Origin of the sequence: Streptomyces sp. NPDC048171 (assembly GCF_043202655.1) — a bacterium.
GTDB lineage: Bacteria > Actinomycetota > Actinomycetes > Streptomycetales > Streptomycetaceae > Streptomyces.
Window position 1 is genome coordinate 520,645 of record NZ_JBIDAU010000004.1, and the last position, 14,569, is coordinate 535,213.

The following is a 14,569-nucleotide window of genomic DNA, read 5'->3' on the forward strand; positions in this document are numbered from 1 at the left end:
CGCCTGTCGGTGTCGGCCTATACGCTCGACGCGACATCCGCCCGTTCCAGGTACCAGGAGCAGCCATGCACGGCCACGGCTACACGCAGCCGGTGAAGCAGCCACCCTCACCCGGGTATCTGGTCTCCATGCGCGTGCTGTTCGTGACCCTGTCGGTCCTCACCTGCGGCTTCCTCACCTGGGTGATGCTGCTGCGGCTGGCGGTCGTCACCCGCAGGTCCGTGGACTGGGGCCTGTTCGTGGCGGTCCTGGCCGTCGACATCCTCAGCATCGTGCTGATCGGGACCGAGCCCGGCGACGAGATCCACACCCCCGGCGGCTACACCGGACTCGCGCTGCTGCTCATCACCCTCGTGGCCGTCATCGCCTACTACATCGCGGCCGACGTGCGCCACTTCCAGCAGCTGCGGTACGGCGGCTACGCCCCGACCCCGACCCCCGGCTACGGCTACCCGCAGACCTCCTCGCCGTTCACGGCCACCACCGTGCCGCAGACCGCCCCGCCGCAGACCGCACCGCCGCCCCCGCGCCAGGCGCCGCCCCCGCCCGCCCGCATCGACCAGGTCCGCGCCGAACTCGACGAACTCAGCGACTACCTGCGCCGCCACGACGGCAACGGCGGCGCCGGCCCGCAGGGCGGAACGTGAGCGCGCGGCAGGCCACCGGCACGGCAGGACGCGTCGTCGCCGACCGCTACGAGCTGTCCCAACTCGTCGGGCAGGGCGGCATGGGCCAGGTCTGGACGGCGTACGACCGACGGCTCGACCGGCGCGTGGCCGTCAAGCTGCTGCGCCCCGACAAGGTCGCCGGGCAGGAGGCCGACGAACTGCGCCGCCGGTTCGTCCGCGAGTGCCGGGTCACCGCCCAGGTCGACCACCCCGGCCTGGTCACGGTGCACGACGCGGGCAGCGAGGGCGAGGAACTGTTCCTCGTCATGCAGTACGTCGACGGCGCCGACCTCGCCGACCACCTCGCCGAACACGACCCCTACCCGTGGCAGTGGGCCGTCGCGGTCGCCGCGCAACTGTGCGCCGTACTGAGCGCGGTGCACGCCGTGCCGATCGTCCACCGCGACCTCAAACCGCGCAATGTGATGGTGAAGCAGGACGGCACCGTCACCGTCCTCGACCTCGGCGTCGCCTCCGTCATGGACGCCGACACCACCCGCCTCACCCACACCGGCACCCCCATCGGCTCGCCCGCCTACATGTCGCCCGAGCAGGCCATGGGCGGCGCCGTCGGCCCGTACACCGACCTGTACGCCCTCGGCGTCGTCCTGCACGAACTGCTCAGCGGCGACGTTCCGTTCGCCGGTTCCACCGCGCTCGGCGTGCTCCACCGCCACCTGTACGAACCGCCGCTGCCCGTGCGCCGCGTCCGCCCCGAGGTCCCCGAGGCGCTCGAAGCCCTCGTCCTGCGCCTGCTCGCCAAGGACCCGCAGCACCGCCCCGACTCCGCCCAGGAGGTCTACGAACACCTGGCGCTGCTGCTCCCCGCGCGCTCCATGCCCACCGGCCGCGCCCTGGACCCCACCCGCCCCTTCGTCCGCCCGCACGCCCCCTGGCCCGACCGCGCCCGCACCCCCGCCCCGCAGCCGGCCCCCGTCCCGCCCACCGCCGAGGCCGCCAAGCCGGACGTCGCCCGCGCCGTCGACGAGGTCAAACGCCTCCTCGGCGAGGGCCGCATCACCCAGGCCGTCGACATCCTCGGCGCCATCCTGCCCACCGCCGCCGAACAGCACGGCGAACGCTCCCCGGTCGTCCGCACCCTGCGCAAGCAGTACGCGGCCACTCTCATGGACGACGGCCAGTACCGGCGCGCCCTGCCCGAACTGCGCCGCCTCGCCGACGAGCGCGCCGCCGAGGCAGGCCAGGCCGACCCCCAGTCCCTGCGCCACCGCTACGACGCCGCCCAGTGCCTGGAACAGCTCGGCGAACCGGCCGCCGCCCTCGCCGAGTACCGCGCGCTGCTCCCGTACTACGAGAACCAGTACGTCGCCGGCGACCCCGACCTCGCCCACGACGTCCGCCGCCGCGTCGGCCACCTGCTGCTCGCCCTCGGCGACCGCCCCGCCGCCCACGACACACTGGCCCGGCTGCTGCACGACGTGGAGCGCGTCCACGGCCCCGGCCACCCGCTCGCCTCCGACGTCCGGCGGACGCTCCACTGGCTGGGCCGGATGCGCGGCTGACGAGCGCCCCGACGCGCGGTGGCGGGGCGGTGCCCGAAGTCCAGGTGAATCGTTGGTCCAATGGGTTGGCCAGAGCCGGGCCACTGCCTAACATCGATCATCGCAAGACCTTGTGCACCGTCGCACAATCTCCAACGGGAGGTCTCCTTGCACCGCCGCCGTCGCCCCGCGCTCCTCCTCACCGCCGCGATCGCCGCCGCGGCACCCCTGCTCACCGCCTGCGGCAACGACGCGCATCCGGGCGCGGCGGCCGTCGTCGGCGACCAGCGCATCACCGTCTCCCAGCTGGAGAACCGCGTCGACGAGGTACGCGCGGCGCAGCGGGCCGCCGTCCCGGACGACACCCAGTACCAGCAGGTGGTCGCACAGACCGGCACCCTCACCCGCGACACCCTGCACGGCATGGTCCTGGACCAGGTGCTGCACCGCGCCGCCCGGGACGCCGGTGTGACCGTCACCCGCAAGGAAGTGCAGGCGATGCGCGCGGGCCTGGAGGAGCAGGCCGGAGGCCCGAAGCAGCTGGAGACGGCCTGGCTCCAGCAGTACGGCGTCGCCCCCGAGCGCCTCGACGACAACCTCCGCCTCCAGCTGGAGGCCCAGAAGCTCGCCGAGAGCCTCGGCACCGACACCAGCCGCCCCGAGTTCTGGCAGGCCCTGTCCAAGGCCTCCGCCAAGCTCGACGTCGACCTCAACCCGCGCTACGGCGCCTGGGACGTCCGCAAGAGCAGCCGCGTCAACGCCGAGACGCCGTGGGTAAGGGAGATCACCGCGGCCAAGAGCCAGGAGACGGCGTAACGGTCCTGCGCGGGCCCCCTGTGGACAACTCGGGGGGCGTCCGGGGCATGCGTTACGTTCGGGGAGTGAACGCAACCACCGCCGACGCGGCCCCCTCCGACCCGGGCCGCATCGTCCTCCTCACCACCAGCCACCGCGTCGCCCCCGGCCTGCTCTCCTGGCCCGCCTGGCAGGCCCTGCGCACCGCCGACCGCGTGCTGTGCGCCGACGGCACCCACCCCCAGCTGCCCTACCTGCGCGAGGCCGGCATACGGGTCGACGAGGCGGCCCCCACCGCCGAGGAACTGGTCGGCGCCTGTGCCGGCGGCCGCACCGCGGTGGTCGTGGCGACCGGCGAGGGCGAGCCCGCGCTCACCGACGGTCTGGCCCGCCTCGCCGGCTCCGGCCGGGTCCACATGCCCGAGCTGGAGCTGCTCCCCGCCTCCTACGACCTCCCCGGCGCCCGCCTCCTCGACCTGGTCCAGGTCATGGACCGCATCCGCCTCGAATGCCCCTGGTCCTCCCAGCGCACCCACGAGGGCCTCGCCAAGTACGCCATCGAGGAGGCCTACGAACTCGTCGAGGCGATCGAGGACGGCGACCGCGACGAACTGCGCGAGGAACTGGGCGACGTCCTCCTCCAGGTCGTCTTCCACGCCCGCATCGCCGAGGAGGACCCGGAAGCGCCGTTCTCCGTCGACGACGTGGCCGGCACCATCGTCGACAAGCTGATCCACCGCCACCCCCACGTCTTCGGCGACGAGACCGCCGACACCCCCGAGGACGTCCGGGAGCACTGGCTGCGCACCAAGGCCGCCGAGAAGCAGCGCACCTCGGTCACCGAGGGCGTCCCTCTCGGCCAGCCCGGCCTCGCCCTCGCCGCCAAGCTCGCCTCCCGCGTCCGCCAGGCCGGCCTCGACGTCCCCCTCCCCACCGGCGAGGGCATCGGCTACGACCTCCTCGCCCTGGCCGTCCGCGCCGAGTCCGAGGGCACGGACCCGGAGGCGGCACTCAGAGCGGCGGCACGGGCGTACCGGGACGCGATCCGCGGGGTCGAGGGGTGACCCCGCACCCGCCGCCCGCCGGACCCGCCCCCGAGCTGTTCACCTGGGAGTTCGCCACCGACCCCTACCCCGCCTACGCCTGGCTGCGCGAACACGCCCCCGTGCACCGCACACGGCTGCCCAGCGGAGTGGAGGCCTGGCTGGTCACCCGGTACGCGGACGCCAAACAGGCCCTCGCCGACCCGCGGCTGTCCAAGAACCCGGCCCACCACGACGAGCCCGCGCACGCCAAGGGCAAGACCGGCATCCCGGGGGAGCGGAAGGCCGAGCTGATGACCCACCTGCTGAACATCGACCCGCCGGACCACACCCGGCTGCGCCGGCTGGTCAGCAAGGCGTTCACCCCCCGGCGGGTCGCCGAGTTCGCGCCCCGGGTGCAGGAGCTGGCCGACGGCCTCATCGACCGGTTCGCGGCCGACGGCTCCGCCGACCTGATCCACGACTTCGCCTTCCCGCTGCCCATCTACGCCATCTGCGACCTGCTCGGTGTTCCGCGCGAGGACCAGGACGACTTCCGGGACTGGGCGGGCATGATGATCCGTCACGGCGGAGGCCCCCGCGGCGGTGTCGCACGGTCGGTCAAGAAGATGCGGGGTTACCTCGCCGACCTCATCCACCGCAAACGCGCCGCGCTGCCGCCCGAGCCCGGCCCCGGCGAGGACCTCATCTCGGGTCTCATCCGCGCCTCCGACCACGGCGAGCACCTCACCGAGAACGAGGCCGCGGCGATGGCGTTCATCCTCCTGTTCGCGGGTTTCGAGACCACGGTCAATTTGATCGGCAACGGGACCTATGCCCTGCTCACCCACCCCGAGCAGCGCGCCCGCCTCCAGTCCTCCCTCGCCGCCGGTGAACGGGGCCTGCTGGAGACCGGCGTCGAGGAACTGCTGCGCTACGACGGACCGGTGGAGCTGGCCACCTGGCGCTTCGCCACCGAGCCGCTCGATCTCGGCGGAGAGCGGATCGCCGCGGGCGACCCCGTGCTCGTCGTCCTGGCCGCCGCCGACCGGGACCCGGAGCGCTTCACCGACCCGGACACCCTGGACCTGGCCCGACGCGACAGCCAGCACCTCGGGTACGGCCACGGCATCCACTACTGCCTCGGCGCCCCGCTCGCCCGGCTCGAGGGGCAGACCGCGCTCGCCACGCTCCTCACCCGCCTCCCCGATCTGCGCCTCGACGCCGACCCGGCCGAACTGCGCTGGCGCGGCGGGCTCATCATGCGAGGTCTGCGCACTTTGCCCGTCTCGTTCACGCCGACTGCGTCAGGACTCGGCAACGGTGCGTCGTCAAGGTAAACATGACACGCCCTCAACTCTGTGATCTTCACGTGATCCGCGCGGCATGAACTTGTGACAAGCGATCATCTGCCTATACGTTCACGAATCAGTGTGGCGACGAGCATCATCCGCCGCACGGTCCCCGTCGTCTGTGAAAGGTCGTCGCATGCTCTCCGGGAACGGTCGTCACCGCCGCCCCCGCCAGGCTCCCGCACTGGTCGTCGCCGCCGGAGTGACCGGCTCCGCCATCGCCATCCCGCTGCTCGGCGCCACCGGCGCCCACGCGGCCGGGGCGAACTGGGACCAGATCGCCGAGTGCGAGACCGGCGGCGCCTGGAGCCAGAACGCCGGCAACGGCTACTACGGCGGCCTCCAGCTCCCCCAGGAGGCGTGGGAGCGGTACGGCGGCCTGGAGTACGCGGCCAGCGCCGACCAGGCCAGTCGCTCCCAGCAGATAAGAATCGCCGAGAAGCTGTACGCGGACCAGGGCATCGCCGCCTGGCCGACCTGCGGACTGCTCGCGGGTCTGGGCAACCCCCCGGGCGCCACCGCGCCGACCGGTGACGGCGCGTCGGAGGGTTCGCAGGCCCCGAAGACGTCGGACACCCCCGACCCCGCCGGGTCCAAGACGCCCGAGCCGACGGGTTCGCCCAAGGCGTCGGACTCGCCCGAGTCGTCCGAATCATCCGAGTCGTCCGACGCGTCGTCGCCGTCGGGTTCGGAGAAGGAGACCGAGCCCACACCCGGCGCGTCCGCTTCGTCCCCTTCGTCTTCTCCGTCCTCCGGGTCGGAGTCCCCTGACGACTCGTCCGACGGCAAGAAGCAATCCGCCAAGACGGGCACATCGTCCGAAAGCGACCGCCGCGCCACCGCCGATCCGGAGGCCGCCGACCGCTCGTCCGGCTCCGGCAAGCACCGCGGCGACAGCGCGGACGAGGGCGGGCGCTGGAAGGGGCTCACCGACAGCACCTCGGGCCGGCACGCCTCGCGTGACGGAGGGTCGGGGGACGCCGGTGACGACTCGTACATCGTCCGCTCCGGCGACAGTCTCTGGGCCATCGCCGACTCCCTTGGCGTCGACGGCGGATGGCGTGCGCTCTACTCCGGCAACGAGCGGGTCGTCGGTCAGGACCCCGACCGCATCCTGCCCGGTCAGACGCTCACGGTCACGGGCGAATCGGGCGAAAAGTAGGGGGAGTTCGCGTCATGGTTAGAGACCCTATGTCCGTTTTGGATCTCGTGAGAGATAGGTCTCAGAAGCCGTGATCGTCTTTGAAAATCCGCGGAGCGCGTGTCTACGGTCATGACCGCTCGCCACCGCGGGCCCCGACAGCCGCAACGCCGAATCCTGCCAGCGGCCGTACGGGAACAGTCGTCGCGTAAAAGCGCCGAAGGCAGGAGCGGGGGACCCAAGGTAAGTGCCGCACCGGGCAGTTCTGCCGGAGCGGCTAGGGGTGGAGCCGAGTTCCGCGAGGAACCCGGCCGGGCAACTCAACCGGCCCGAACCCGACAGCTCACCTCGCAGGCGTCGGTGAGGGGATCAACCATGCTGTTTTCCGGCAAGGGCAAGCACCGTCGTCCGTCCAAGGCCACTCGCGTCATCGCCGTCGCCGGCGTGACCGGTGCCGCCGTCGCCGCCCCGCTGATGGCGGCCGGCAACGCCTCCGCCGCCACCACCTCCGAGTGGGACGCCGTCGCCCAGTGCGAGTCCGGTGGCAACTGGTCCATCAACACCGGCAACGGCTACTACGGCGGCCTCCAGTTCTCCGCCTCCACCTGGGCCGGCTACGGCGGTACCCAGTACGCCGCCACCGCCGACCAGGCCAGCAAGGCGCAGCAGATCGAGATCGCCGAGAAGGTGCTCGCGGGCCAGGGCAAGGGTGCCTGGCCGGTCTGCGGCACCGGCCTCTCGAACGCCGCGAACACCGGTGGCGGCTCCGGCGAGAGCCAGGACAGCGGCTCCACCGCCGACCGCTCCACCGAGCAGAAGGCGTCCCGCTCCGACGAGCGCCCGGCCGCCGAGCCGAAGGCCGAGAAGAAGGCCGAGAAGAAGACGGTCACCACCCCCACCGGCAAGAAGGTCGAGAAGGGTGACGGCGAGTACAAGGTCGTCAAGGGTGACACCCTCAGCTCCATCGCCCAGGAGCACGAGGTCAAGGGCGGCTGGGAGAAGCTGTTCAAGCTGAACGACGACATCGTCGACGAGGCCGACCTGATCTTCCCGGGTCAGCAGCTGCACCTGAAGTAAGCGGCGCCTGCCGCGACTCCCGCCCCGGTGTGTGTTCCCCGTACGCACCGGGGCGGGCCCATTTTCGAAATCCGCTTTGTTCCGTTCGGAAACAATTTACTCTCGGTTCTGTCCAGCGGGTGGGCGATCGGCTGGCCGATCGCCCGGAGCCGGTTAGGCTCGGTCCCGCAGAGCCGACGCGGTCCTGCGGAGCCGCGCGTCACACCGAAGCGTCACATTGAAGAAGGAGATGCTCGTGCCGTCCATCGACGTCGTCGTAGCCCGGGAAATCCTGGACTCCCGAGGCAACCCCACGGTCGAGGTCGAGGTCGGCCTCGACGACGGCAGCACGGGTCGTGCCGCCGTTCCGTCCGGCGCCTCCACCGGTGCCTTCGAGGCCATCGAACTCCGTGACGGCGACCCGGGCCGTTACCTCGGCAAGGGCGTCGAGAAGGCCGTCCTCGCCGTCATCGAGCAGATCGGCCCGGAGCTCGTCGGCTACGACGCCACCGAGCAGCGCCTGATCGACCAGGCGATGTTCGACCTGGACGCCACCGACAACAAGGGCTCGCTCGGCGCCAACGCCATCCTCGGCGTCTCCCTCGCCGTCGCCCACGCCGCCTCCGAGGCCAGCGACCTGCCGCTCTTCCGCTACCTGGGCGGCCCCAACGCGCACCTGCTGCCGGTGCCGATGATGAACATCCTGAACGGCGGCTCGCACGCCGACTCCAACGTGGACATCCAGGAGTTCATGATCGCCCCGATCGGCGCGGAGTCCTTCTCCGAGGCCCTGCGCTGGGGCGCCGAGGTCTACCACACGCTGAAGAAGGTCCTGAAGAGCAAGGGCCTGGCCACCGGCCTCGGCGACGAGGGCGGCTTCGCCCCGAACCTCGGCTCCAACCGCGAGGCCCTCGACCTCATCCTGGAGGCGATCAAGGAGGCCGGCTACACGCCCGGCGAGCAGATCGCCCTCGCGCTCGACGTCGCCGCGTCCGAGTTCTACAAGGACGGCTCCTACGCCTTCGAGGGCAAGAACCGCACCGCCGCCGAGATGACCGAGTACTACGCCGAGCTGGTCGAGGCGTACCCGCTGGTCTCCATCGAGGACCCGCTGTTCGAGGACGACTGGGACGGCTGGAACACCATCACCGCCAAGCTCGGCGACAAGGTGCAGCTCGTCGGCGACGACCTGTTCGTCACCAACCCGGAGCGCCTGGCCCGCGGCATCGAGGAGAACTCGGCCAACGCCCTACTGGTCAAGGTCAACCAGATCGGTTCGCTGACCGAGACCCTGGACGCCGTCGAGCTGGCCCAGCGCAACGGCTTCAAGTGCATGATGTCCCACCGCTCCGGCGAGACCGAGGACGTCACCATCGCCGACCTGGCCGTCGCCACCAACTGCGGCCAGATCAAGACCGGCGCCCCGGCCCGCTCCGAGCGCGTCGCCAAGTACAACCAGCTGCTGCGCATCGAGGAGATCCTCGACGACGCCGCGGTGTACGCCGGCCGTAGCGCCTTCCCGCGCTTCAAGGGCTGAGCGCCGCCGTCGTAAGCAGCGTCGTACGTACGTCCCCGTACTCGGTCCCGTACCGTGTGCGGGGACGTACGCACGTGTGGACGGGAAGCGGGGACAGACATGGCGGTGAAGGACCGGGACCGTTTCTCCACCGCGACCAGGATCCGGATCATCGGGGAACAGACCGCGGCCCGGGTCTACCGCTCGCAGACCAAGCGCCAGGCCCGTCGCTCCCGGCTGACCGGCCGGGCCGCGCTGCTCGCGATGGTGCTCTGCTCGCTCGTCGTGGCGCTCGCCTATCCGATACGGCAGTACGTCGCCCAGCGCGCCGAGATCGCCGATCTGCGGCGGGAGCAGCAGGAGACCCGGGACCGGGTCGAGGAGCTGCGCGACCTCAAGGCGCGCTGGCAGGACGACGCCTACGCCGAGCAGCAGGTCCGGCTGCGGCTGCACTACGTGATGCCGGGGGAGACGGGGTTCGTCGTCGTCGACCCGGACGCCGCCAGGAAGGCCCGCGCCGAGTCCGGCGGGGCCGACCGCCCCTGGTACCGGAACGTCTGGGACGGTGTCGACAAGGCCGACGCCGCCGCCCGCCGGCCGTGAACCGACCGCGCCGGCACTGACTCAACAGGAAGACCAGCAGAAGACAGTCATGCAGACTCCCCCGCCGACCACGCCGCGCACCGAGCCCACCGACGCGGACGTGCTGGCCTTCAAGCAGCAGCTCGGCCGTCCTCCGCGCGGCCTGCGCGCCATCGCGCACCGCTGCCCCTGCGGACAGCCGGACGTCGTGGAGACGGCACCGCGGCTGCCCGACGGCACCCCCTTCCCGACGCTGTACTACCTGACGTGCCCGAAGGCGGCCTCCGCCATCGGCACGCTGGAGGCGAACGGCGTGATGAAGGAGATGACCGAGCGCCTCGCCGCCGACCCGGAGCTGGCCGCCGCCTACCGCGCGGCGCACGAGGACTACATCCGGCGCCGCGACGAGATCGAGGAGCTGACCGGCTTCCCGAGCGCGGGCGGCATGCCGGACCGGGTCAAGTGCCTGCACGTGCTGGTCGCCCACTCGCTGGCGGCCGGACCCGGCGTCAATCCGCTGGGCGACGAGGCGATCGCGCTGCTGCCCGAGTGGTGGCGCAAGGGTCCGTGCGTGACGCCCGCCGGCCACGGCGACCAGGAGGACGCCCAGTGACCCGGGTCGCCGCCGTCGACTGCGGCACGAACTCCATCCGGCTGCTGGTCGCGGACGCGGACCCGGTCACCGGCGAGCTGACCGACCTGGACCGACGCATGACCATCGTGCGGCTCGGACAGGGCGTCGACCGCACCGGGCGGCTGGCGTCCCAGGCGCTGGAGCGGACCTTCGCCGCCTGCCGCGAGTACGCCGAGGTGATCAAGGAGTACGGCGCCGAGCGGCTGCGCTTCGTGGCGACCTCCGCCTCCCGGGACGCGGAGAACCGCGAGGACTTCGTGCGCGGGGTGCTGGACATCCTCGGCGTGGAGCCGGAGGTCATCTCCGGCGACCAGGAGGCGGAGTTCTCCTTCACCGGGGCGACCAGGGAGCTGGCCGGGCGCGACGACCTGGACAGGCCCTACCTGGTCGTGGACATCGGTGGCGGCTCCACCGAGTTCGTGGTGGGCGACGACCGGGTGCGCGCCGCCCGTTCGGTGGACGTCGGCTGCGTGCGGATGACCGAGCGGCACCTGGTGCGCGAGGGCGAGGTGACGGACCCGCCCACCGCCGAGCAGGTCCGGGCGATGCGGGCCGACATCGAGGCGGCCCTCGACCTCGCCGAGGAGACGGTGCCGCTGCGCGAGGCGCGCACGCTGGTCGGGCTGGCCGGGTCGGTGACGACGGTGTCCGCCATCGCGCAGGAGCTGCCGGCGTACGACTCGGCCGCCATCCACCACTCCCGGGTCTCCCGGGACCGGGTCCGGGAGATCACCGACTGGCTGCTGCGCTCCACGCACGCCGAGCGGGCGGCCGTCCCCTCCATGCACCCGGGCCGCGTCGACGTGATCGCGGCGGGCGCGCTGGTGCTGCTCTCGATCATGGAGCGGACGGGTGCGGAGGAGGTCGTGGTGAGCGAGCACGACATCCTCGACGGCATCGCGTGGTCGGTGGCGTAGCCCCGCGGGGTGCCGGTCTGAGCAGGACGGACGACGATTGAGCGGCTGCCGGGGGGCCTCACGGGCCTCCCGGTGACGTCCCGTCCGGAAAGTTCGTGAAGTTCTTCACAAGGAATTGGGCCCTGTCGGACGACGAAAGTGCGGTCGTTGACCCTTTTGGGGCTTCAACTGCCCTTTGAACGTGTTCAGGACGGTGCTCGCAGGGTGCCTCGGAGAGGGGTCGCGAGTGGGTGGTCCACCCTCCCCGTAGGGGCGGATGAGCAGCTCACGCGGCATTGACAACGGGGTCGGGGGCGGGCCGGTTCCATGCCTCACCATGATCTCCGTCACGTGAGTGGCGGATGGTAACACAGACCTAACACGAGCTTGTGAAGGGGCGCACGAACGACCCCCCTGGGACGGGTGGATACTCGATGGCATGAGCACCACGGAGCGTCCCAGGATCCTCGTAGTAGGCGGTGGGTACGTAGGCCTGTACGCAGCTCGACGCATCCAGAAGAAGATGCGTTACGGCGAGGCGACCGTCACCGTCGTCGACCCGCGGTCGTACATGACCTACCAGCCCTTCCTCCCCGAAGCCGCCGCCGGCAGCATCTCCCCCCGACACGTCGTCGTTCCCCTCAGGCGCGTGCTCCCCAAGGCGGAGGTCCTCACCGGCCGGGTCACCACCATCGACCAGGACCGCAAGGTCGCCACGATCGCCCCGCTGGTGGGCGAGGCGTACGAGCTGCCTTTCGACTACCTGGTCATCGCGATGGGCGCGGTCTCCCGCACCTTCCCGATCCCCGGCCTCGCCGAGCAGGGCATCGGCATGAAGGGCATCGAGGAGTCCATCGGCCTGCGCAACCACGTCCTGGAGCAGCTCGACAAGGCCGACTCCACCACCGACGAGGAGATCCGCCGCAAGGCGCTCACCTTCGTCTTCATCGGCGGCGGTTTCGCCGGCGCGGAGACCATCGGTGAGGTCGAGGACATGGCTCGCGACGCGGCCAAGTACTACACCAACGTCTCCCGCGAGGACATGCGCTTCGTCCTCGTCGACGCCGCCGACAAGATCCTCCCCGAGGTCGGCCCCAAGCTCGGCCAGTACGGCAAGGAGCACCTCGAGGGCCGCGGCGTCGAGGTCTACCTGTCCACCTCCATGGACTCCTGCGTCGACGGCCACGTGGTGCTGAAGAACGGGCTGGAGGTCGACTCCAACACCATCGTGTGGACGGCCGGCGTCAAGCCCAACCCGGCGCTCTCCCGCTTCGGCCTGCCGCTGGGTCCCCGCGGTCACGTCGACTGCGAGCCGACCCTCCAGGTCAAGGGCACCGACTACATCTGGGCCGCGGGCGACAACGCCCAGGTGCCGGACCTCGTCGGCCGCAAGGCGGGCAACGAGAACGCCTGGTGCCCGCCGAACGCCCAGCACGCGCTGCGTCAGGCCAAGGTCCTCGGCGACAACGTGATCTCCGGCATGCGGGGCTTCCCGCAGAAGGAGTACAGCCACGCCAACAAGGGCGCGGTGGCGGGCCTCGGCCTGCACAAGGGCGTCGCGATGATCGTCATGGGCAAGATGAAGATCAAGCTCAAGGGCCGTCTCGCCTGGTACATGCACCGTGGCTACCACGGCATGGCGATGCCGACGTTCAACCGGAAGATCCGCGTCTTCGCGGACTGGACCCTCGGCATGTTCCTCAAGCGCGAGGTCGTCTCCCTCGGTGCGATGGAGACCCCGCGCGAGGAGTTCTACGAGGCCGCCAAGCCGGCCCCGGTCGCGCCGCCGAAGGCCGCCGACCAGGGCGAGAAGGCCGCGTCGCCGGAGAAGTCCGAGGAGAAGGCCAAGGCCTCCTGACCCCGGCTCCCGAGCGTCGGTAGTACCCGCGGTACCCCCGAAGGGGCCGCCCGCCATCCGTGGTGCGGGCGGCCCCTTCGCGTTGCTCCGGCGGAGCGACGATCTCGATGGTGTGTACAAGTATTTTGCCGAGTCGTAACGCGCGCCGGGGACTGTACGGCGGGCTCCCAGGTGTTTACGTGGTGTTGGACATTCCGGGATCGCACGTCACGGAGGTACGCCATGGCTCACGCCGCGCTGCGGCTGCAGAACCTCTTCGAACAGTTGCTGGGAGCACCCCTGAGGGTGCGCATCCGCGCCTGGGACGGTTCCGAGGCGGGCCCGCCGGGTGCGCCGGCCCTCGTCGTCCGCAACCGCAGGGCCCTGCGCCGCCTGCTGTTCAAACCGGGCGAACTCGGCCTGGCCCGCGCCTGGGTGGCCGGCGACGTCGACGTCGACGGAGACCTCTACACTGTCCTCGAAGCGATGGCCGGACTCGTCTGGGAACGCGGTGAGGACGCCCGCGGCCTGGCCGAGGCGCTGCGCGACCCCGAGGTCCGGGCCGCCGTACGCGGACTGGTGCGGCTCGCCGGGCCGCCGCTGCCGCCCGCACCGCCGCCGGAGGAGATCCGCCGGGCCCGTGGCCACCTGCACACCAAGCGCAGCGACAGACGGGCCATCAGCCACCACTACGACGTGGGCAACGACTTCTACGAACTCGTCCTCGGCCCCTCCATGGTGTACTCCTGCGCCTACTGGCCGGCCCTTCCGGCCGAGGGCGGCACCCTGGAGGACGCCCAGCGCGACAAGCTCGAACTCGTCTGCCGCAAGCTCGGCCTGAGCCCCGGTCAGCGACTCCTCGACGTCGGCTGCGGCTGGGGCTCCATGGCGATCCACGCGGCCCGGGAGCACGGGGTGAGCGTCGTCGGCGTGACGCTCTCCCAGGAGCAGGCGGTCTACGCCCGCAAGCGCGTCGCCGACGAGGGGCTCACCGACCGGGTGGAGATCCGCGTCCAGGACTACCGGGACGTGTCCGACGGGCCGTACGACGCCATCTCGTCCATCGGCATGGCCGAGCACGTCGGCGCCGAGCGCTATCTGGAGTACGCCACCGACCTGCACCGGCTCCTCAAGCCCGGCGGACGCCTGCTGAACCACCAGATCGCCCGCCGCCCCCAGCGGGACGAGTCCGCCTACCACGTCGACGAGTTCATCGACGCCTACGTCTTCCCCGACGGCGAACTCGCCCCCGTCGGCACCACGGTCACGCAACTGGAGCGGGCCGGGTTCGAGGTCCGCGACGTGGAGGCGATCCGCGAGCACTACGCGCTCACCCTGCGCCGCTGGGTCGCCAACCTGGAGGCCGAGTGGCCGGCGGCCCTGAAGCTGGTCAGCCCCGGCCGCGCCCGCGTCTGGCGGCTGTACATGGCGGCCTCGGCGCTCGCCTTCGAGCGCAACCGCATCGGCGTCAACCAGGTGCTCGCCGTGAAGACGCCCGACTCGGGCGCCTCCGGGATGCCGTTGCGGGCCCGCGTGTGGGGCGCGCCCGACCCGGCCTGACCCCTCCC

Annotated in this window: 13 protein-coding genes and 1 riboswitch; all 13 genes read left to right on the top strand. The window is 71.5% G+C overall.

The window, feature by feature from the left end; all coding sequences use genetic code 11:
- Nucleotides 1–65 precede the first annotated feature (65 nt).
- The 13 genes from ACGF3J_RS14000 (at nucleotide 66) to ACGF3J_RS14060 (ending at nucleotide 14,561) form a co-directional block, all read left to right on the top strand.
- On the top strand, nucleotides 66–647 hold the full coding sequence (locus ACGF3J_RS14000; protein ID WP_161326253.1) for a hypothetical protein: 582 nt from the start codon (nucleotides 66–68) through the stop codon (nucleotides 645–647).
- Nucleotides 648–700: 53 nt separating this feature from the next.
- Nucleotides 701–2,191, top strand: a complete 1,491-nt coding sequence (pkaE, locus tag ACGF3J_RS14005) for a serine/threonine protein kinase PkaE (protein WP_202557452.1) — start codon at nucleotides 701–703, stop codon at nucleotides 2,189–2,191.
- 147 nt (nucleotides 2,192–2,338) lie between these two features.
- Complete coding sequence (locus ACGF3J_RS14010; protein WP_161326251.1) at nucleotides 2,339–2,986, top strand: SurA N-terminal domain-containing protein; 648 nt, start codon at nucleotides 2,339–2,341, stop codon at nucleotides 2,984–2,986.
- A 65-nt stretch (nucleotides 2,987–3,051) separates the two neighbouring features.
- Complete coding sequence (locus tag ACGF3J_RS14015; protein ID WP_161326250.1) at nucleotides 3,052–4,029, top strand: nucleoside triphosphate pyrophosphohydrolase; 978 nt, start codon at nucleotides 3,052–3,054, stop codon at nucleotides 4,027–4,029.
- Nucleotides 4,026–5,327 carry a cytochrome P450 gene (locus tag ACGF3J_RS14020; RefSeq protein WP_161326249.1) on the top strand — a complete coding sequence of 434 codons (1,302 nt, stop codon included), beginning with the start codon at nucleotides 4,026–4,028 and terminating at the stop codon, nucleotides 5,325–5,327. Before ACGF3J_RS14015 ends, ACGF3J_RS14020 begins: the two co-directional genes overlap by 4 nt.
- Before the next feature lie 148 nt (nucleotides 5,328–5,475).
- Nucleotides 5,476–6,501 carry a transglycosylase family protein gene (locus ACGF3J_RS14025; protein ID WP_161326248.1) on the top strand — a complete coding sequence of 342 codons (1,026 nt, stop codon included), beginning with the start codon at nucleotides 5,476–5,478 and terminating at the stop codon, nucleotides 6,499–6,501.
- Between the two features lie 184 nt (nucleotides 6,502–6,685).
- Nucleotides 6,686–6,852, top strand: a riboswitch (cyclic di-AMP (ydaO/yuaA leader).
- 3 nt (nucleotides 6,853–6,855) lie between these two features.
- Nucleotides 6,856–7,557 (top strand): transglycosylase family protein, encoded by a 702-nt coding sequence (locus tag ACGF3J_RS14030; protein ID WP_161326247.1) that lies wholly within the window; start codon nucleotides 6,856–6,858, stop codon nucleotides 7,555–7,557.
- 235 nt (nucleotides 7,558–7,792) lie between these two features.
- Nucleotides 7,793–9,073 (top strand): phosphopyruvate hydratase, encoded by a 1,281-nt coding sequence (gene eno, locus ACGF3J_RS14035; protein ID WP_234961099.1) that lies wholly within the window; start codon nucleotides 7,793–7,795, stop codon nucleotides 9,071–9,073.
- 99 nt (nucleotides 9,074–9,172) lie between these two features.
- Nucleotides 9,173–9,655: a septum formation initiator family protein gene (locus ACGF3J_RS14040; RefSeq protein ID WP_125491366.1), complete on the top strand. Its 483-nt coding sequence runs from the start codon at nucleotides 9,173–9,175 to the stop codon at nucleotides 9,653–9,655.
- A gap of 49 nt (nucleotides 9,656–9,704) precedes the next feature.
- Nucleotides 9,705–10,247, top strand: coding sequence for a DUF501 domain-containing protein (locus tag ACGF3J_RS14045; protein WP_161326245.1), 543 nt, complete (start codon nucleotides 9,705–9,707; stop codon nucleotides 10,245–10,247).
- Nucleotides 10,244–11,185, top strand: coding sequence for a Ppx/GppA phosphatase family protein (locus ACGF3J_RS14050; protein WP_161326244.1), 942 nt, complete (start codon nucleotides 10,244–10,246; stop codon nucleotides 11,183–11,185). Before ACGF3J_RS14045 ends, ACGF3J_RS14050 begins: the two co-directional genes overlap by 4 nt.
- Before the next feature lie 418 nt (nucleotides 11,186–11,603).
- Nucleotides 11,604–13,022, top strand: a complete 1,419-nt coding sequence (locus ACGF3J_RS14055) for an NAD(P)/FAD-dependent oxidoreductase (protein ID WP_161326243.1) — start codon at nucleotides 11,604–11,606, stop codon at nucleotides 13,020–13,022.
- A 222-nt stretch (nucleotides 13,023–13,244) separates the two neighbouring features.
- Nucleotides 13,245–14,561, top strand: coding sequence for a cyclopropane-fatty-acyl-phospholipid synthase family protein (locus ACGF3J_RS14060; protein WP_161326242.1), 1,317 nt, complete (start codon nucleotides 13,245–13,247; stop codon nucleotides 14,559–14,561).
- The last annotated feature ends 8 nt before the right edge of the window (nucleotides 14,562–14,569 follow it).